The 18738-nt window shown below is 59.8% G+C and carries 17 protein-coding genes and 1 pseudogene; 17 read left to right on the top strand and 1 reads right to left on the bottom strand.

Translation table 11 applies throughout. The features are described 5' to 3' along the window. Positions 1-9 precede the first annotated feature (9 nt). From miaB to truB, 15 genes and pseudogenes are all read left to right on the top strand, one after another. On the top strand, positions 10-1419 hold the full coding sequence (gene miaB / locus IMCC20628_RS19330; protein WP_082128240.1) for a tRNA (N6-isopentenyl adenosine(37)-C2)-methylthiotransferase MiaB: 1410 nt from the start codon (positions 10-12) through the stop codon (positions 1417-1419). A 45-nt stretch (positions 1420-1464) separates the two neighbouring features. After that, positions 1465-2496 carry a PhoH family protein gene (locus IMCC20628_RS19325; RefSeq protein ID WP_245307964.1) on the top strand — a complete coding sequence of 344 codons (1032 nt, stop codon included), beginning with the start codon at positions 1465-1467 and terminating at the stop codon, positions 2494-2496. Continuing rightward, on the top strand, positions 2493-3032 hold the full coding sequence (ybeY, locus tag IMCC20628_RS19320; RefSeq protein ID WP_047031556.1) for an rRNA maturation RNase YbeY: 540 nt from the start codon (positions 2493-2495) through the stop codon (positions 3030-3032). Before IMCC20628_RS19325 ends, ybeY begins: the two co-directional genes overlap by 4 nt. After that, positions 3022-4143, top strand: a complete 1122-nt coding sequence (locus IMCC20628_RS19315; protein ID WP_047031555.1) for a hemolysin family protein — start codon at positions 3022-3024, stop codon at positions 4141-4143. The genes ybeY and IMCC20628_RS19315 overlap by 11 nt, the downstream gene beginning before the upstream one ends. A gap of 190 nt (positions 4144-4333) precedes the next feature. Then, positions 4334-5929, top strand: a complete 1596-nt coding sequence (gene lnt, locus IMCC20628_RS19310; RefSeq protein ID WP_047031554.1) for an apolipoprotein N-acyltransferase — start codon at positions 4334-4336, stop codon at positions 5927-5929. A 152-nt stretch (positions 5930-6081) separates the two neighbouring features. Then, entirely contained in the window at positions 6082-6501 is a 420-nt protein-coding gene (locus IMCC20628_RS19305) for a helix-turn-helix domain-containing protein (RefSeq protein WP_047031553.1), read from the top strand. 226 nt (positions 6502-6727) lie between these two features. After that, on the top strand, positions 6728-7969 hold the full coding sequence (gene metK, locus IMCC20628_RS19300; protein ID WP_047031552.1) for a methionine adenosyltransferase: 1242 nt from the start codon (positions 6728-6730) through the stop codon (positions 7967-7969). Between the two features lie 24 nt (positions 7970-7993). Beyond that, positions 7994-8731, top strand: a complete 738-nt coding sequence (trmB, locus tag IMCC20628_RS19295; protein WP_047031551.1) for a tRNA (guanosine(46)-N7)-methyltransferase TrmB — start codon at positions 7994-7996, stop codon at positions 8729-8731. A 257-nt stretch (positions 8732-8988) separates the two neighbouring features. Next, positions 8989-9627, top strand: a complete 639-nt coding sequence (rimP, locus tag IMCC20628_RS19290; protein ID WP_047031550.1) for a ribosome maturation factor RimP — start codon at positions 8989-8991, stop codon at positions 9625-9627. 115 nt (positions 9628-9742) lie between these two features. Beyond that, on the top strand, positions 9743-11398 hold the full coding sequence (nusA, locus tag IMCC20628_RS19285; protein WP_047031549.1) for a transcription termination factor NusA: 1656 nt from the start codon (positions 9743-9745) through the stop codon (positions 11396-11398). 22 nt (positions 11399-11420) lie between these two features. Then, positions 11421-12050: pseudogene (locus tag IMCC20628_RS19280) on the top strand (RNA-binding protein); the annotation flags it as partial. A gap of 91 nt (positions 12051-12141) precedes the next feature. After that, positions 12142-14748 (top strand): translation initiation factor IF-2, encoded by a 2607-nt coding sequence (infB, locus tag IMCC20628_RS19275; protein WP_047031547.1) that lies wholly within the window; start codon positions 12142-12144, stop codon positions 14746-14748. 89 nt (positions 14749-14837) lie between these two features. Continuing rightward, complete coding sequence (gene rbfA, locus IMCC20628_RS19270) at positions 14838-15281, top strand: 30S ribosome-binding factor RbfA (protein ID WP_047031546.1); 444 nt, start codon at positions 14838-14840, stop codon at positions 15279-15281. Position 15282: 1 nt separating this feature from the next. Continuing rightward, entirely contained in the window at positions 15283-15744 is a 462-nt protein-coding gene (locus IMCC20628_RS19265; RefSeq protein WP_047031545.1) for a hypothetical protein, read from the top strand. A gap of 1 nt (position 15745) precedes the next feature. After that, on the top strand, positions 15746-16681 hold the full coding sequence (gene truB / locus IMCC20628_RS19260; RefSeq protein WP_047031544.1) for a tRNA pseudouridine(55) synthase TruB: 936 nt from the start codon (positions 15746-15748) through the stop codon (positions 16679-16681). A gap of 52 nt (positions 16682-16733) precedes the next feature. Here truB and IMCC20628_RS19255 read toward each other — a convergent pair whose 3' ends face one another. Continuing rightward, positions 16734-17444 carry a gamma-glutamylcyclotransferase gene (locus IMCC20628_RS19255; RefSeq protein WP_052766556.1) on the bottom strand — a complete coding sequence of 237 codons (711 nt, stop codon included), beginning with the start codon at positions 17442-17444 and terminating at the stop codon, positions 16734-16736. 185 nt (positions 17445-17629) lie between these two features. On the opposite strand from IMCC20628_RS19255, the gene IMCC20628_RS19250 reads away from it, so the two are divergent. Both IMCC20628_RS19250 and rpsO read left to right on the top strand, forming a co-directional pair. Continuing rightward, a complete protein-coding gene (locus tag IMCC20628_RS19250; protein WP_047031543.1) occupies positions 17630-17977 on the top strand; it encodes a hypothetical protein in 348 nt (115 codons plus the stop codon). A gap of 202 nt (positions 17978-18179) precedes the next feature. Beyond that, positions 18180-18449: a 30S ribosomal protein S15 gene (rpsO, locus tag IMCC20628_RS19245; protein WP_047031542.1), complete on the top strand. Its 270-nt coding sequence runs from the start codon at positions 18180-18182 to the stop codon at positions 18447-18449. The last annotated feature ends 289 nt before the right edge of the window (positions 18450-18738 follow it).

Genomic DNA, 18738 nt, shown 5'->3' with positions numbered 1-18738 from the left:
AAGCCCCCCATGACACAAGCACTCCTTACACCAGACGCCAAACCGGCCGCCGTGACAGGCGCTGAACCCGATGCACAGCCCAAAAAAGTCTTCGTCAAGACCTATGGTTGCCAGATGAATGTCTATGACAGCGAGCGGATGGGCGACGCCCTGACCCGCGACGGCTACCAGACCGTCGATTCGGTCGAGGCCGCTGATCTGGTGCTGATCAACACCTGCCACATTCGCGAGAAAGCCGCCGAGAAGGTCTATTCGCAACTGGGCCGGCTGGCCAAGCTGAAGAAACAGCGCAACGCCGAGGGCGGCGACCTGATGGTGGCTGTTGCCGGCTGTGTCGCCCAGGCCGAGGGCAGCGAGATCATCCGCCGCGCTCCGGTGGTCGATGTGGTCATCGGTCCGCAGACCTATCACTTGCTGCCTGAATCCTTGGCAAAGGCGCGCAAGGGCGAACGCGTGGTCGAAACCGATTTTCCGGCCGAAGACAAATTCGACGGACTGCCCGACGCGCCGGAAAAATCCATCCGCGCCCGCGGCGTTGCGGCTTTTCTCACGGTGCAGGAAGGCTGTGACAAGTTCTGCACCTTCTGTGTCGTGCCCTATACCCGCGGCTCGGAAGTCTCCCGTCCGGTCGACCGGATCATCCTTGAAGCCGAACGGCTGGCCGCAGCCGGCGTGCGCGAAATCACGCTTTTGGGCCAGAACGTCAATGCCTGGCACGGCAAGGGCGCAGATGGCCGCGAATGGGGGCTGGGCGAACTGCTTCGCCGGTTGGCGACAATCGACGGCATCGACCGGCTGCGCTACACCACCAGCCATCCGCGCGACATGGATGACGCGCTGATCGCCGCCCATTGCGACCTGCCCGAACTGATGCCCTATCTGCATCTCCCGGTGCAGTCGGGATCGGACCGCATTCTCAAGGCGATGAACCGCCGCCATACCGGCGAGGATTATCGCCGGCTGGTCGAGCGGATCCGCGCCGCGCGTCCCGACATTGCCCTGTCGGGCGATTTCATCGTCGGCTTCCCGGGCGAAACCGATGCCGATTTCGAAGACACCATGCAACTGATCCGCGACGTTACCTACGCCGCCGCCTTCTCCTTCAAATACTCGATCCGCCCCGGCACGCCGGGCGCAGGCATGGACAATCAGGTCGATGAGGCGGTCAAGTCAGAGCGGCTATTGCGGCTGCAGGAGCTTCTCAGTCAGCAGACCCGCGAGTTCGGCCAGCAATGCGTCGGCAAAACCGTGGAATTGCTGCTCGAGAAACCCGGACGCAACACTGACCAGATTGTAGGCCGCTCACCCTGGCTGCAACCGGTAATAGTTGATGCAAAGCTTGGGAAAATCGGTGACATTGTCAAAGTGCGAATCACACAACCCGGCACGAGCAGTCTTTTCGCGGAACCAGTGGAATGATGTGTTCGGGCAATTATGGAGCCAGATCGTTTGACCGCTGAGCACCTGTCTCGGACAGAAGCTGCGACGCCCGCCTCGGGCGCGTCGGATCCGACCCACCTTGAGCTGACCTTCGAAAACAACCGTCTCGCCAGTGAGCTTTTTGGTCAATTTGACCAGAATCTGGCGTTGATCGAGAAAAAACTGAAAATCGACGCCCGCGCCCGTGGCAACACGGTGGCCTTGCGTGGTGAGGAAATCGCCACCAACCAGGCACGTCGGGCGTTGGACTTTCTCTATGACCGGCTGCTCAAGGGTGCCAGTGTCGAGACCTCCGATGTCGAGGGCGCCATCCGCATGGCGCTGGCGGCGGACGACCAGTTGGTGCTGCCGACGCTTGAGCGCAAAGGCAAACTTGCATTGGCGCAGATCTCGACGCGCAAAAAGACCGTCATCGCCCGGACCCCGATGCAGGACACCTATATGCGCGCCATGGAGCGCACCGAACTGGTCTTCGGCACCGGTCCGGCAGGCACAGGCAAGACCTACCTGGCTGTTGCCCATGCTGCCCAGCTGCTTGAACGTGGTTCGGTCGAACGCATCATCCTGTCGCGCCCGGCGGTGGAGGCTGGCGAACGCCTGGGCTTCCTGCCTGGCGACATGAAGGAGAAGGTCGATCCCTATCTGCGGCCGCTTTATGACGCGCTTTACGACATGATGCCCGGCGACAAGGTCGAGCGCGCCATCACCGCTGGCGTCATCGAGATCGCGCCTCTGGCGTTCATGCGCGGACGGACACTCGCCAATGCCGCCGTGATCCTCGACGAGGCGCAAAACACCACGCAGATGCAGATGAAGATGTTCCTCACCCGTCTGGGCGAGAATTCCCGTATGATCGTCACCGGCGATCCGAGCCAGGTCGACCTGCCGCGCGGCGTCACTTCCGGCCTTGTCGAGGCCCTGTCGCTGCTTGAGGGCGTCAACGGTGTTGTCACCTGCCGTTTCCGCGCGGCCGATGTTGTGCGTCATCCTCTGGTGCAGCGCATCGTTGAAGCCTATGAACGCCGAGCCTCTTCCCAGTCTGACGATACTGCATGAGTGGCAGTCCGGAAATCAGCCTGGCGATCGCGGTCGAGGCCGGCGAATGGGGCGATGTTACCGCACTCGAGGCTCTGGCGTTGAGCGCACTTGATGCTGCCGCAAATGATCTGGCGCAGCGCGAGGCCCAGCCCTTCCCCGAAGATCCGCCGGAAGTGTCGCTTGTTCTTGCCGATGATGCGATGATGGCCGGGATCAATGCCGAATGGCGCGATCAACCCAAACCGACCAATGTCTTGTCATTTCCGGCCTTTCCGCTGACGCCTGGCGGCATGCCGGGACCGATGTTCGGCGACATCATTCTGGCCCGCGAAACCATCGAGCAGGAAGCCGCTGAACTGGACAAGCCGATCGATGCGCACATCACCCACCTGATTGTGCATGGATTTCTGCATCTTTTCGGTTATGATCACATTGAAAACAACGATGCCGAGAAAATGGAAGCGATCGAGACTCGCATTCTGGCCTCGCTTGGCCTATCTGACCCCTACGGCGACACTGAGCCGGTTTTACACCGAAGAGACGATGACCGATAGCAATGCCCCGGCCACAACCGGAGACGCCCAAAGCGCTTCGAGCGCACCTTCCACCGAAGAAGCCCCCAGTTATCTTCCCGTGCCCTATGTTGGAGCGCCGGACGAGCGCAATGGCATGGGGCTCTGGCAGCGGTTGGTCCGCGCGCTATTTCCGCCTTCCGATCGCGAATCCATCCGCGAGGATCTGACCGACGCGCTGCAGTCGGGCGGGGAATTGCATGAAGCGTTTTCAGCCGATGAACGCGCCATGCTCAACAACATCCTGCGCTTGCGCGAAGTCCGTGTCGAAGACGTCATGGTGCCGCGTGCCGATGTCGAGGCTGTCGACCAGACAACCACGCTTGGCCGGTTGCTCGAGATTTTCGAGGAATCGGGTCGGTCACGCATGCCGGTCTATGCGGAAAATCTTGATGATCCGCGCGGCATGATCCACATCAGGGATCTGTTGGGGTGGATCACCAAGCAGGCCCGCTCCAAACGCAGATCCGTCGCCAAGAGCGCGGTCGCTATTCAGAAGCGCAACGCGCTCAATGCATTGGAACTCTCCCGCGTTGACCTCAGCAAGACGATTCAGGAATCGGGCATAACCCGCAAGGTGCTGTTCGTTCCGGCCTCCATGCTGGCGTCTGATCTGATGCAGCGGATGCAGGCCAACCGAATCCAGATGGCGCTGGTGATCGATGAATATGGCGGCACCGACGGCCTGGTTTCGCTTGAAGATATCGTCGAAATGGTGGTCGGCGATATCGCCGATGAACATGACGACGAAGATGAAACGCTGATCAGCAGGATCGGTGAAGACGTCTGGATCGTCGACGCCAAGGCTGAACTGGATGATCTTGCCGCCGAAATCGGACCGGAGTTCGATATTCGCGCACAAAGCGAAGAAGTCGACACCATCGGCGGCCTGATTTTTTCCGAACTTGGTCGCGTGCCCGTGCGCGGCGAGGTGGTGCAGGCTTTGCTCGGGTTTGAGTTCCACGTTACCGATGCCGATCCGCGCCGTGTCAAGCGCGTGCGCATTGTCAGGAAGCGGCAGGGAACAAGGCGCCGGCCGGTCCGCGGCGAGCAGCCTTCCCCAAAACAGCCCGATGACGCCAGCGCCACCTGAACCGGTTCCGGTTTGAACAGCTGGTGACGGCGTTGTGCGGGGTTGGGCATATCGCGTTGGATGTTCCTGCAAAAAAGCCGTGCACCGCAACGGACAATGCCGTTGTTTTTTGAAAAGATGCAGCAACTGATTCGCTTGATAGCAAAGCGTCAGATGAGCCCGACTGGCGTCGGCGGGGAGTAGGCGGGATTTGGAACGGATAGCTGAAGCCATCATGCTGAGTTGGGGCGGCAAGCGGATCCTGCTGGCCTTTGGCGCCGGAGCGCTGTTTGTTATGGCGCTGCCGCCATTCAATTTCTTCGCGGTACTGTTTGTCTCGTTTCCCGTCCTGGTCTGGCTTCTCGATGGCGCCAGCGGCCCGGCTGATGCCGGCTTTCTGGGCCGGTTGCGCCCGGCCTTTGCCACCGGATGGTGGTTCGGCTTTGGCTATTTCGTGGCCGGCCTCTGGTGGCTTGGCAACGCGTTGCTGGTGGAAGGCGACAGCTTTGCCTGGGCTTTGCCCTTTGCCGTGCTCGGATTGCCCGCAGTCCTGGCTCTGTTTTATGGCGTCTCGACCGCTCTGGCGCGGCTGTTGTGGTCTGACGGCCTCGGCCGCATCGCAGCCCTTTCTGCCGCCTTTGGCCTGGGCGAGTGGGCGCGCGGATATTTCTTTACCGGATTTCCCTGGAACGCCATCGGGTATGCGGCAATGCCGGCGCCGCTTATGATGCAATCGGCCGAACTCGTCGGCATCTTTGGCATGTCGGCATTGACCGTGTTCGTGTTTTCCGCACCGGCCCTGGTTGGCACAAGGCGCGGCGCGGTCGCCGGAATTCTGGCGGCGCTGGTGCTGTTTTCGGCGCATGTCGGCTATGGCTGGTACGCTCTTGACCGGTTGGATACGACCGATTTGCAGCCATCAAAGGCGGTGGTCCGGATCGTCCAGCCAGCAATCGGCCAGTCCGCGAAGTGGGATATGGCCGAGCGCGAAAGGATCTTTGCCAAATTGCTGCAACTGAGCGCAGTGCCTCCGCGCGAGGGCAAACCGCGTCCAACCCATGTTGTCTGGCCTGAAACCGCGTTGCCGTTCCTGCTGACCGAAAATCCCGGCGCATTGTCGCGCATCGCCGACATGCTGCAGGTTGGTCAAACCCTGGTGACAGGGGCGGTCCGGTTTGAGGATGGTGTGGGCGGGGCGCCGCCACGCTACTACAACACCATCTATGTGATCGATGACGAAGGCCAGATCATCGGCTCTGCCGACAAGGCGCACCTGGTTCCTTTTGGGGAGTACCTTCCCTTCGAGACGCTGTTGCGGCGTTATGGCCTCGAGCCGATCGCAGAGACGTTTGGTGGCTTCTCCGCAGCTGACCGGCGTGGATTGCTGGAACTCCCCGGCGGTTTGGGTGCCATTCCGCTGATCTGCTATGAGGCTATTTTCCCCGATCTGTCGCATGTGTCCGATGGTCGCGGCACATTATTGCTCAATGTTACAAATGACACCTGGTACGGCAATACACCCGGCCCCTACCAGCACCTGCGGCAGGCACAACTGCGCGCGGTTGAAGTCCGCTTGCCTCTCGTGCGGGCCGCCAACAGCGGAATTTCTGCCGTCGTTGACGCCGGTGGACGTATTGTTGCCAGCATGGGGCTCGGAGAATCGGGTGTCTTCGATGTCGACTTGCCACCGGGCGCAGGTGATTTTTCGTACATCAAAAATAGGCAATTTAACTTTGGATTGATTATAGTCATAATGCTGGGCACGGCCCTGTGGTCGCGTAGGCGCAAAAGACAAGGCTTAGATTGACGAAAAACCCCTAAAATAGCATAGTTGTTTCGTCAACCCGTTTCCCGTCTCCAGATTGGCTGTGACTGAACCGTCGTTCTCGGAATTTTATGAATGCAATTGCTGCGGGATAAATCAACCAGAGAGTCTGAGGCTCTTGTCAGGACGAATTAATGATTGAGAACAAGAAAAAGCCCAATCCGATCGACATTCATGTCGGCAGCAGAGTGCGTCTTCGGCGCACCATGCTCGGCATGAGTCAGGAGAAGCTTGGTGAAGCGTTGGGAATCACTTTTCAGCAGATCCAGAAATACGAAAAGGGCACCAATCGTGTCGGCGCAAGCCGCTTGCAGAACATTTCTACCGTTCTCAATGTGCCTGTCAGCTTCTTCTTCGAAGACGCACCGGGCGACCCTTCGACCGGTCAGCCTGGAATGGCCGAGGCCAACAGCTCCAATTACGTGGTCGATTTCCTGTCGTCTTCCGAGGGCTTGCAGCTCAATCGCGCCTTCATCAAGATTCCCGATCCCAAGGTCCGGCGCAAGCTGGTCGATCTGGTCAAGTCGCTCGCATCCGAGCCCGAATCCGACTGATCTGCCTCTGTTCAAACCGCAACCGGTTTGAAGGCTGAGTGTTGCGGTGTCGCGTCATGTGCTCTTTGAGTGCAAGGCGCGACGCTGCGCTGAAATGGTCGGCTGGCGACCCGGCGGCTTTGGCTCTAATTAATCACATCAAGATATATTTATGTCATTCTGGCCTTGTCAGGGTTGTGAGTTGCCACTAAACAGGCTTCAACACTTCAATCTGATGGAGCCCGCCATGGAGCGCTCGACTTTCCTTTTCACCAGCGAATCCGTATCCGAAGGCCACCCCGACAAGGTGTGTGACCGTATTTCGGATGAAATCGTCGATCTGGTCTATCGCGAAGCGAAGAAAACCGGCGTTGATCCGTGGAGCGTGCGCGTTGCCTGCGAAACGCTGGCGACCACCAACCGCGTCGTGATCGCCGGTGAAGTCCGGGTGCCGCCATCGCTCATCAAATTGAACAAGGCAGGCCAGGAAGTCATCAATCCGGCCAAATTCAAATCCGCAGCGCGCAAAGCCATCAAGTCCATCGGCTACGAGCAGGACGGTTTTCACTGGAAGACCGCCAAGATCGATGTGTTGCTGCATTTTCAATCAGCTCACATTGCGCAAGGCGTCGACAATGCGTCAGACCAACAGGGGTCTGAAGGCGCTGGCGACCAGGGCATCATGTTCGGTTATGCCTGCAATGAGACGCCTGAGTTGATGCCGGCGCCGATCTACTACAGCCACAAGATCCTCGAATTGCTCGCCGAGGCCCGCCACAAGGGTGAAGGTGATGCCGGCAAGCTTGGTCCAGACGCGAAAAGCCAGGTTACCGTGCGTTACGTCGATGGTAAGCCGTCAGATATCGTGTCTATCGTGCTGTCCACGCAACATCTCGATGGCAGCTGGGATTCGGCCAAGGTTCGCCAGGTCGTTGAACCCTACATCCGCGAAGCCCTCGATGGTCTCAAGATTGCCGACGATTGCAAGTGGTATATCAATCCAACCGGCAAGTTCGAAATCGGCGGCCCGGATGGCGACGCCGGCCTGACCGGCCGCAAGATCATCGTTGATACCTATGGCGGTGCGGCGCCCCATGGCGGCGGAGCGTTTTCCGGCAAGGACACCACCAAGGTTGACCGGTCTGCAGCCTATGCCGCGCGCTACCTTGCCAAGAACGCAGTCGCTGCCGGTTTCGCTGACCGTTGCACCATCCAGCTCGCCTACGCCATTGGCGTGGCGCAGCCGCTGTCGATCAACGTCAATTTTCATGACACCGGCAAAGTCTCGGAAGAGGCCCTTGAAGAGGCGCTGCCCAAGGTCATGGATCTGACCCCGCGCGGCATCCGCACGCATCTCGATCTCAACAAGCCGATTTACGCACGCACCGCAGCCTATGGTCACTTCGGCCGCAAGGCTGGTCGTGACGGATCGTTCTCCTGGGAGAAGCTTGACCTGGTCAAGCCGCTCAAGGAAGCCATCAAGGGCTGAATTCGGAATTCTTCGGGTTTGTGAATGGCTGTTGGCAGGCATGATGCCGAGGATGAAATGATCAATGCTCCGCGGCGCAGCCGCGCCACCGAGGCCTTTTTTGGTCGCCGCAGCGGCAAGACTCTCAAGGCGCCGCAGATTGCGGCGCTTTCGGGGGTGCTGCCGCCGCTGAAGCTTGATCTGAAAAATTCACCGCCTGATCCGCTGGCCGCACTTTGGCCAGAGCCTGTCTCCGAGCTCCGGCTCGAAATCGGTTTTGGCGGCGGTGAGCACTTGTTGCACCAGGCAAGACAGGCGCCCGGTATCGGATTCATCGGGGTCGAGCCCTTCATCAATTCGATGGCCAAGATGCTTGCCGTGCTGGAATCCGATGGTCTGAGCAACATCCGTGTTCATGATGACGACGCCACCCAGGTGCTCGACTGGCTGCCGGATGCCAGTCTGGACCGGATCGATCTGCTTTATCCCGATCCCTGGCACAAGAAAAAGCACTGGAAACGCCGCTTCGTCTCAAAGGTCAATCTTGACCGCTTCGCACGTGTTCTCAAGCCAGGCGGCCGGTTCTGCTTCGCCTCCGACATCGACACCTATGTCAATTGGACGTTGACCCATATCGAGGCGCATCCGGATTTTGTCTGGACTGCGAAAGCTGCCGCCGACTGGCGTGAGCCCTGGCCGCAATGGCCCGGCACCCGCTACGAGGCCAAGGCCATCCGCGAGGGTCGCACGCCGTGCTATCTCGAATTTCAGCGCCGAGCCTGAAGTGATTTGCATTTTTCAATGAACTCGAAATGCAATTGGCTTTAACGGCCTGATATGCATTGAATTTCGTCTGATTTCACGGTGTAGGCGGCCTGTATCGGGGAATGCCCTTGCTCGTGGCTGTAAAACAGACTATATACCATTCAAATTCTTGATCGTACTGAGCAAGGGTGGGCCCGCAAGGACCCGCTCTTTTTTGTTGCCCCGCTCTCGTCGGGCCAGACGGTCAGACGCACAAACAGCCAGGACCGGACTCTATGACAGAAGACACCGCAGTGCCGAACGATCCAAGACTGGTCACCGAGACCGGCGTTGATGCGCGCATTGCCGAGATCGTCGAGCCGGTGATCGAGTCGCTGGACATGCGTCTGGTGCGGGTACGGTTGTCGGGTCAGAACGGTTACACCCTGCAGATCATGGCCGAGCGCCAGGACGGCACAATGAACGTCGAGGACTGCGAAGCGGTGTCCCGGGCGATTTCGCCGGTGCTGGATGTAGAGGATCCGGTGGAAAAGGCGTATCATCTGGAAATCTCGTCGCCAGGCATCGACCGTCCTCTGGTTCGCCGGTCCGATTTTGTGCGCTGGGAAGGCCATCTCGCCCGTTGTGACGCCTCTGTGCTGATCAATGGTCGCAAACGTTTTCGCGGCTTCATCCGCGATGTCACCGAGACCGGATTTTCGATTGAGCGCGATCAGCCGGCCTATGGTGAGGACAATCTCGCGGTCATCCCGTTCACGGCGCTGGCCGAAGCCAAGCTTGTGCTGACCGATGACCTGATCCGCGAATCGCTTCGCGCCGACAAACTGGCCAAGGCCGCGCTCGCAGTTGAAGACAATGATACCGGGGAAGTCCCGGACGTTCCTGAAACCTCGGAAACAGGAACCCCGGACTGAGCCGGGTTCGAAACGAATTGAATGGCGCCAGGTTGCGGCGCAATTGATCCGGTCCGCTTGATGGACCCAAACCAGACAAGGCCTGCCGATTGCAGGCCGATACATGGAGACAGACATGGCAGTCAGTGCAAACAGGCTTGAGCTTCTTCAGATCGCCGATGCGGTCGCACGCGAGAAGTCCATTGACCGCGAAATCGTGATCGAAGCCATGGCTGATGCGATCCAGAAGGCCGCGCGCTCGCGCTACGGCTCGGAATCCAATATTCGTGCCGACATCAACGCCAAGACCGGCGAAATTCGTCTCCAGCGTCTGCTGGAAGTTGTCGAGCACGCCGAAGACTATTCCCTGCAGATCCCGCTGGCCCTGGCCCGCGATCGCAACCCTGATGCGCAGCTTGGCGATTTCATCGCTGATCCGCTGCCGCCGATGGATTTCGGCCGCATTGCCGCCCAGTCGGCCAAGCAGGTCATCGTGCAGAAAGTGCGCGAAGCCGAACGCGACCGCCAGTACGACGAATTCAAGGATCGCATTGGCGAAATCGTCAACGGCACAGTCAAGCGTGTCGAATATGGCAACGTCATCGTCGACCTCGGCCGCGGTGAAGGTATCGTCCGCCGCGACGAGACCATTCCGCGCGAAGCCTTCCGCTATGGCGACCGGGTTCGCGCCTATGTCTATGACGTTCGCCGCGAGCAGCGCGGCCCGCAGATTTTCCTCTCGCGCACCCATCCGCAGTTCATGGTTCGGCTGTTCCAGATGGAAGTGCCGGAAATCTATGACGGCATCATCGAGATCCGCTCGGTCGCCCGTGATCCGGGCAGCCGCGCCAAGATCGCCGTGATCTCCAATGATTCCTCCATCGATCCGGTCGGCGCCTGCGTCGGCATGCGCGGTAGCCGCGTTCAGGCAGTCGTTGGTGAATTGCAGGGCGAGAAGATCGACATCATTCCATGGTCGCCATCGCCGGCCACTTTCATCGTCAACGCACTGCAGCCGGCAGAAGTGTCCAAGGTTGTGCTTGACGAAGATGCCGAGCGTATCGAAGTCGTTGTGCCCGACGAGCAGTTGTCGCTGGCCATCGGCCGTCGCGGCCAGAACGTCCGTCTTGCTTCGCAGCTGACCGGCTGGGATATCGACATCCTGACCGAAGAAGAAGAAAGTCAGCGTCGCCAGAAGGAATTCAGCGAACGCACGGCGCTATTCATGGAAGCGCTTGATGTCGACGAAATGGTCGGTCAGGTGCTCGCCTCCGAAGGCTTCAGCCAGGTCGAGGAAGTTGCCTATGTCGATCTCGGTGAAATCACCGCGATCGAGGGGTTCGACGAAGAAACAGCAAGCGAACTTCAGACCCGCGCCAAGGAATATCTCGACAGGCTCGAAGCCGAACTCGACAACAAGCGCAAGGAGCTTGGCGTTGAGGATGAGTTGCGTACTGTTCCCGGTATAACCACGCAGATGATGGTGGCGCTGGGTGCTGACGGCATCAAGACCGTTGAAGACTTCGCCGGTTGCGCTGTTGACGATCTGACCGGCTGGTCGGAACGCAAGGACGGTGAAACCAAGCGGTTTGACGGCCTGTTCAAGGGGCTGGACATCACTCGCCCTGAAGCCGAATCGATGATCCTCTCAGCCCGACTTGCTGTCGGCTGGATCACCGAGGATGAGGTGGTTATGCAGGAAGTGGACGAAGATGCCGAAGCTGAAGCCGAATCCGGTGAAGCTGAAGCGGAGACGGAAACAAAAACCGAAGCAGGCGGCGAAGAGGCCTGAGGCTGAACGTCGCGGAGGCTTTGCAGTGAAGGTCAGGATCGAGCCCGTGAACGACCGAATGTGCATTGTCACCCGGGAACGGGGTCAGCCCGATGGGTTGATCCGGTTTGTTGCCGGACCCGATGGGTCCGTCGTTCCGGATTTGCGTCTGGGACTTCCCGGGCGCGGTTGCTGGGTGACTGCTGAGCGGGCAGTGCTTGATCAGGCGATCAAGCGCAAATTGTTCGGTCGGGCGCTGAAGACCGAAGTCAGTATCGACCCCGAATTGGGGAATGTGGTTGAGAGGTTGCTCTGTGACAGCCTTTTTGGGATGATGAACCTGGCGCGCAAATCGGGTCAGTTCATCTCCGGATCCGGCAAGGTTGAAGACGCGATACGATCAGGCGGCGCAGTGGCGCTGATGCATGCCACAGATGCAGCTGACGACGGTGTGCGCAAATTGCGCCAGGCCAATACGGCCCGGGCGATGGGTGTGAAAGAGGCGGAGATACCCGTCTTTCGGCTGTTTTCAGCCGATGAATTGACGCTTGCCTTGGGCGACGGCGCTTTTATCCATGCCGCAGCGCTTGCAGGGCAGGCCGGAGAAGGTGTAGTGAAGCGCGCAAAGATGCTTGCGCGCTACAGAAACGGTCCCGCTACGGGACTGGACTGAAAACGGGCAACGGGCGACATGCCCGGATGCAATCGATCAAGAAGCCGACGCGCATGTGCGCGATGCGGTTTCCCGCGGAAACGGATACGGAATGAGCGACAGCAACGACGACAAGACGATCAGTGTTACCGGCAAGAAGACCTTCTCGCTGAAACGCCCCGCTATTGAGCAGGGGATGGTTCGCCAGGAGATGGGCCGTGGCCGCACCAAGTCAGTGGTGGTGGAAACGCGCAAGCGCCGCGTAACCCGTCCTGAAGACGAAAATCCGGTGCCGCCCGTGACCTTCAAGCCGCGCCCGGCGCCCGTCACGGAAAAGCCGGTGGTCACAGTTGTGCCGCCGCCACCGCCGCGCACCCCTGCCACACCGCCACGCGGCGCCGTGCTCAACCAGCTCTCTGCTGGTGAAGTCGAGGCTCGCCGCCGTGCGTTGCAGGACAGCCGCGTCCGCGACATCGAGGATCGCAAGCGCGCCGAGGCCGACGCTGTGCGCCGCGCCGAGGAAGATGCTCGCCAGGCTGTCGCTGATGCCGAGGCTGCCCGCCTCAAGGCAATCGAAGACGCTGCCCTTGCCAAGGAAGCTGCAGAGCAGGCAAAGATCGAAGCCGCTGCGCCAGCTCCAACCGAGCCGACACCGGAAGCCGCCGCCGCAGCAGCAGCTGCAGTACCGGTCGACGAAGCCGCTCGCGGCCGTCGCCGCGACAACGAAAGCGAAGCACCGGCACGAACCGGAGGTCCGGCTCGTCCGGGCGCCAAGGTCACGCGTCCTGAAACACCCAAGCCGACACGGCCCAAGGTCGAAGAAGACCGCCGTCGCGGCAAGCTGACGCTGACCGCTGCTCTCAATGATGACGGCAACTCGCGTGGCCGCTCGCTGTCTGCGATGCGCCGCCGCCAGGAAAAGATGCGCCGTTCCTCAATGCAGGAGCCGCGTGAAAAGGTCATGCGTGAAGTCACGCTGCCCGAAACCATCACCATTCAGGAGCTCTCGCAGCGCATGTCCGAACGTTCGGTCGATGTGATCAAGTTCCTGATGAAGGAAGGTCAGATGATGAAGCCGGGCGACATCATTGATGCCGACCTTGCTGAAATCATCGCCGGCGAATTCGGTCACACCGTCAAGCGTGTTTCGGAATCCGATATCGAACTGGGCATCTTCAATGTCACGGATGAAGGCGGCGAACTGGTTTCGCGGCCTCCGGTGGTCACCATCATGGGTCATGTCGATCACGGCAAGACATCGCTGCTCGACGCCATTCGCGACGCCAATGTCGTGTCCGGTGAGGCCGGCGGTATCACCCAGCATATCGGTGCTTATCAGGTCGAGAAGAACGGCAAGCTGATCACCTTCATCGATACTCCGGGACACGCGGCCTTTACCGCCATGCGTGCCCGTGGCGCCCAGGCAACCGACATCGCCATTCTGGTGGTGGCGGCTGACGACTCGGTGATGCCGCAGACCATCGAATCGATCAACCACGCCAAGGCGGCTGGTGTTCCGATCATCGTGGCGATCAACAAGATCGACAAGCCGTCCGCTGATCCTCAGAAGGTCCGTACCGGTCTTCTGCAGCATGAGGTGTTTGTTGAAAGTATGGGCGGTGAGGTCCTTGACGTCGAGGTTTCGGCGATCAAGCACACCAATCTCGACAAGCTGCTGGACGCCATCCTGCTGCAGGCAGAACTGCTCGATCTCAAGGCCAATCCGTCGCGCACCGCTGAAGGTGTCGTGGTCGAAGCCAAGCTGGATCGCGGTCGTGGTTCGGTTGCCACCGTGCTGGTTCAGACCGGTACGTTGCGTCCGGGTGATATCCTCGTGGCTGGCGACCAGTGGGGCCGAGTTCGCGCCTTGGTCAATGACCGCGGTGAACAGGTCAAGGAAGCCGGACCGGCTTTCCCGGTCGAAATTCTCGGTATTCAGGGCACGCCGCAGGCCGGTGACCGCTTTGCAGTGGTCGAGAATGAAGCCCGTGCCCGCGAAATCGCGGAATATCGTCAGCGTCTCTCACGCGACAAGGCCGCTGCTCGTCAGAGCGGTTCGCGCGGTTCGCTTGAGCAAATGATGACGCAGCTTCAGGATACCGGCAGCCAGGAATTCCCGCTGCTCATCAAGGGCGATGTGCAGGGATCGATCGAGGCTATCGCCGGAGCGATCGACAAGCTCGGAACCGACGAAGTCCGCGCTCGCATCATTCATTCGGGTGCCGGCGGTATTACCGAATCCGATATCTCGCTGGCCGAGGCCTCGGGTGCAGCCATCATCGGCTTCAACGTTCGTGCCAACAAGCAGGCACGCGACGCAGCTGAACGTGATGGCGTCGAAATCCGCTATTACAACATCATCTACGATCTGGTTGATGACGTGAAAGCGGCGATGTCGGGCATGCTTTCTCCGGAACGTCGCGAGACCTTCCTTGGCAACGCGGAGATCCTTGAGGTGTTCAACATCACCAAGGTCGGCAAGGTTGCCGGTTGCCGCGTCACCGAGGGCAAGGTTGAACGTGGCTCGGGCGTCCGCCTGATCCGTGACAACGTTGTCATCCACGAAGGCAAGCTCAAGACACTCAAGCGCTTCAAGGACGAAGTTGCCGAGGTTCACGGCGGCCAGGAATGCGGCATGGCCTTCGAGAATTACGAAGACATCCGCGCTGCCGACGTTATCGAGTGCTTCCGCGTCGAGCACATCACGCGCACGCTTTGATTGGGTCACTGCCCGGCGCGTAAAGCACCGGGCAGTGGTCTCTGGTCTTGCGCCCGGGCCTCACGGCCCGCAAATTCGGTTGGAATCCCATGACCAAGCCATCCTCCTCGGCTCCTTCCCAGCGCATGTTGCGCGTTGGCGAACAGGTCCGTATCGCCATTACCCAGGTGTTGCAGCGCGGCGATGTGCGCGATCCGTTGATCGAGACGTCGGTGATTTCAGTCTCCGAAGTCCGGATGTCGCCGGATTTGAAAGTCGCCACCGCCTATGTGACGCCTCTGGGTCAGAAAGATCACACCGCTGTTATAACGGCGCTCAACAAGCACGCCCGCTATCTGCGTGGCCGTGTCTCGCCGATGATAAGGCAGCTCAAATACATGCCGGAACTTCGCTTCCGCGATGACACCAGCTTCGAAAATTACGCAAAAATCGACGCGCTTCTGCGCTCGCCCGAGGTTGCACGCGACCTGGGGCATGACGACGCTAATGATGACGACAACACCAATAACAACAACCAAGACGGTGGAAACTAAGATGGCAACGCTCGTAACACCGGAAAAAATTGAAGCCATGTCCACCGAAGACCGGACAACGCTCTATGCGAACTGCATGCGGACGGTAAACAATGAAGACGCCATTTCGATTGTCGAGATGATCGTCGCCAGCGAATTGCCCTATGCCCGCAAGAAGGAAATCTCGCATGCCGACCCGGAAATGCGGATGATCGAACTGATCGTCAATGCGCCGGGCAATAATGCGGGCCTGATCGAAGCAGCCCTCGCCGGAACGCCGCCGCTGGCTGCCATCGAACACCTGATCGCCAAGAAACTGAAGACCCAGTATAACAATCAGAACGGTACGGTCACCGCCGCCGGTTTCCTGATTGCCAAGAAGCTCTACGCGCTCGATTTCGAAAAGGGTCCGATGCAGCCGATGCCGGAAGGCACGATTGCTCGATCCGGCGCGACATTCCGCAAGAAGCCAGGATACGCCTGATATGGGTCGCCGCGGCAAGAAAAAGGGCCGTCCGATCTCCGGTTGGCTGGTCCTCGACAAGCCGTGGGATTTCGGATCCACCGAGGCTGTCTCCAAGATCAAATGGTTGTTCAAGGCGGAAAAGGCAGGCCACGCCGGCACGCTCGATCCGTTGGCATCGGGCATGCTGCCAATTGCACTTGGCGACGCCACCAAGACCGTGCCTTACGTCATGGACGGCCGCAAAATCTATGAATTTACCGTCGCCTGGGGTGAACAGCGCAACACCGACGACCTCGAGGGCGCGGTAACTGACAGCTCGGACATCCGTCCTGACCAGGCTGCCATCGAGGCCCTGCTGCCGGCCTATACCGGCGTGATTGAACAGGTTCCTCCGGCTTTCTCCGCCGTCAAGATTGCTGGCGAACGTGCCTACGACATGGCGCGCGAAGGCACTGTGGTGGAAATTCCGGCGCGTGAAGTGGAGATCCACCGGATCACGCTGCTCGGCTGTCCCGATCCTGATCATGCAGTGTTTGAGGTCGAATGCGGCAAGGGCACCTATGTCAGGGCCCTGGCGCGCGATTTTGGCCGTGAACTGGGCTGCTACGGTCATATCTCGGCCTTGCGCCGCACAATGGTGGCTCCCTTCGCCGAAGAAGCCATGGTGCCACTTGCCGATCTGATCGCGCTTGAAGAGATTGAGGACGAGGCAGAACGGCTGGCTAGGCTCGATGCTTACCTCGTGCCCGCAGGCGAGGCGCTCGGCATGCTGCCGCGCATCGATGTCAGTGAAGATCAGGCTCACCGCATCCGCATGGGCAACCCGATTATTCTCAGAGGCCGCGACGCGCCGGTTGCCACCGACGATGCCTGCGCCTTTGTCCGCGGTGCGCTGCTCGCCATCGGTGATGTTGCCGAAGGTGAATTCAGGCCCCGGCGGGTATTCAAGGGCTGATGATCGGACTGAGCCCGGTCTCAGTCATCTCAATCATCGCACAATCTGTGCCCTACGCCGAAAGCCCGTGATCGGCCTCGATCTGCTCTGCCACCAGCGCCTGCAGCCGCCACAATTTGCGGTCGTGGATGCCGAGGCTCTCGAGCATGGTGACGGTCGAAAACAGATACTCCGCCATTGAACCGCGAAAGCCGCAGGCATTTGCCAGCACCGCAGCAGTCTCTTCGTCGGAGAGCCCGGCGGCATAACGGACGTTGTTACGGTCCATTGCAAAAGTCAGCGCACGCAGTGGTCCCTGCTCGGTCTTGACGCTGATCCAGCGCCAGGGAAAAGCTGATGGTAACTGGCTCAGCTCGCGGCGGATCAGCCGGTGCAGTTCTTGCTCCAGCCCGGCACGCGGCAGACGGTACACCATGCCCTTGCACTGGCCGCCGCGATCCAGCGCCATCATCAGCCCCGGCGTGTCATGGCTGCCGCGAAAGCGGTGGTCCGGTCCAAGGCAAAAGCTGCGTCGCCAGCCCATCGCCGTAGCCAGCCGCTTTTCCTCGAATGCGGTTTCCGGGTTCCAGATCAGAGAGCCGTAGCCAAACAGCCAGAATTCTCCCTCAGGACAGCTCGTCATCATGCCATCGACAGCCTCAGCGAAATCCGCGTCGGTCGCTGTGCGAAAACCCGGCAGAAGCTTTGGTCCGGGATCCTTGATGTCGCGATGGACAAGGTCGACATGACGTTGGCTGAGCCGCATTTTTCTGGTCTCGGTCATGGCTAGTGGTTCCTTTCAAGATCGGGGCATCGGACAGGCATACGCCGAGGGCAGGGCCATTACCCTGTTTCATGCCACCCCGACACGGGAAACGGAAGTCTGGTCTGTTCAAACACCCTGCGGGCTGTTCACGGCTTGTCTGCATTGCCGCATTGGGTCAAAATGCCTGAAAAAGGGGGAAAATCTTGAAAAACATCAGTATTGCTTTGAGCATATTCGTTTTGGCCTTCGCAGGAACCGCGGCTTTGCCCGCCCAGGCGCAGACGCCTGGCTATGACAATAGCGGTTGCGGTTGGTACATCGTTCTTGGCTGTTCGAAGAGGCAATCCGACGCCAAGCGCACCTTGAACCAGCTCGGGGGACCGATGGTCGGGGGCGGCGCTGGCTCGCGGGTGCTCAATACCTCGGATGTCGGCGGCTTCAGCAACGGCTTTTACTGCGTTGCCGACGGGCCTTATGTCTCAAGGGATTCAGCTGAATCAGTCGCCTGGAAAGAGGCCGTGCGCGACGCCTACGTCAAGCGCGGCTGCTGAACCGGACCGGCAGCCCGCGCCGGAGCCGCAACCACGCCGTTGCGCCGGGGCGGCGTCCGGCACATTTCCCTTTCATTTCGGGATGAATTGGCCTATAGCCCAGCCGTTATCGCCGGTTATGTCCGGCCTGACGTTCGAGGCCCCTGCTGGACGACATCCCGGCAGCGGGCACCATTATTCATCCAGACTGAAAGGATTTACGATGTCGATTACACCTGAGCGCAAGGCTGCGCTGATCGAAGAATACGCAATCAAGCCAGGCGATACCGGTTCACCGGAAGTCCAGGTCGCTATTCTGACCGAACGGATCAACAATCTGACCGGCCACTTCAAGGAAAACAAGAAGGACAACCACTCACGGCGCGGGCTGTTGACGATGGTGTCCACACGTCGCTCCTTGCTTGATTATGTCAAGCGCAAGGAAGAAGCACGTTATACGTCGCTGATCGCCCGTCTGGGCATTCGCCGCTAAACTGATTTTGTGCGGGCGGCGTGTCATGCGCCGCCCGCCGAAACGATTCTCCGGTCCCCGCAACGCCCTCTCGGGGCAGGGACCGTGGCGTCCAAGCGCACGCCATCAGGCCGCGAGGCCCTGAAAATTGCGCCAACACCGTCCGATGGACCGGACATTCCGGTCCCGGGCATACGCAATGGCCCGTCATGGGGCAGGATTGCCGGATGCTTTTGCCGCCCCGCCCAGGGCGCGGCCAATCCCACAAAGCCTCCTGTTGTCTTGCCCGAGATGCGCCCAAAACAACCGG

The organism is Hoeflea sp. IMCC20628 (assembly GCF_001011155.1).
Classification (GTDB): domain Bacteria; phylum Pseudomonadota; class Alphaproteobacteria; order Rhizobiales; family Rhizobiaceae; genus Hoeflea.
Note: the sequence above shows the minus strand (reverse complement) of the source record. Positions and strands in the feature narration are given on the sequence as shown.

Coding starts and splice junctions, on each gene's coding strand:
- rbfA (WP_047031546.1), top strand. CDS start 14,838: ATGACCAAGCCATCCTCCTCGGCTCCTTCCCAGCGCATGTTGCGCGTT.
- trmB (WP_047031551.1), top strand. CDS start 7,994: ATGGCTGTTGGCAGGCATGATGCCGAGGATGAAATGATCAATGCTCCG.
- IMCC20628_RS19315 (WP_047031555.1), top strand. CDS start 3,022: ATGACCGATAGCAATGCCCCGGCCACAACCGGAGACGCCCAAAGCGCT.
- IMCC20628_RS19305 (WP_047031553.1), top strand. CDS start 6,082: ATGATTGAGAACAAGAAAAAGCCCAATCCGATCGACATTCATGTCGGC.
- IMCC20628_RS19255 (WP_052766556.1), bottom strand. CDS start 17,444: ATGACCGAGACCAGAAAAATGCGGCTCAGCCAACGTCATGTCGACCTT.
- truB (WP_047031544.1), top strand. CDS start 15,746: ATGGGTCGCCGCGGCAAGAAAAAGGGCCGTCCGATCTCCGGTTGGCTG.
- rimP (WP_047031550.1), top strand. CDS start 8,989: ATGACAGAAGACACCGCAGTGCCGAACGATCCAAGACTGGTCACCGAG.
- IMCC20628_RS19265 (WP_047031545.1), top strand. CDS start 15,283: ATGGCAACGCTCGTAACACCGGAAAAAATTGAAGCCATGTCCACCGAA.
- metK (WP_047031552.1), top strand. CDS start 6,728: ATGGAGCGCTCGACTTTCCTTTTCACCAGCGAATCCGTATCCGAAGGC.
- miaB (WP_082128240.1), top strand. CDS start 10: ATGACACAAGCACTCCTTACACCAGACGCCAAACCGGCCGCCGTGACA.
- ybeY (WP_047031556.1), top strand. CDS start 2,493: ATGAGTGGCAGTCCGGAAATCAGCCTGGCGATCGCGGTCGAGGCCGGC.
- infB (WP_047031547.1), top strand. CDS start 12,142: ATGAGCGACAGCAACGACGACAAGACGATCAGTGTTACCGGCAAGAAG.
- nusA (WP_047031549.1), top strand. CDS start 9,743: ATGGCAGTCAGTGCAAACAGGCTTGAGCTTCTTCAGATCGCCGATGCG.
- rpsO (WP_047031542.1), top strand. CDS start 18,180: ATGTCGATTACACCTGAGCGCAAGGCTGCGCTGATCGAAGAATACGCA.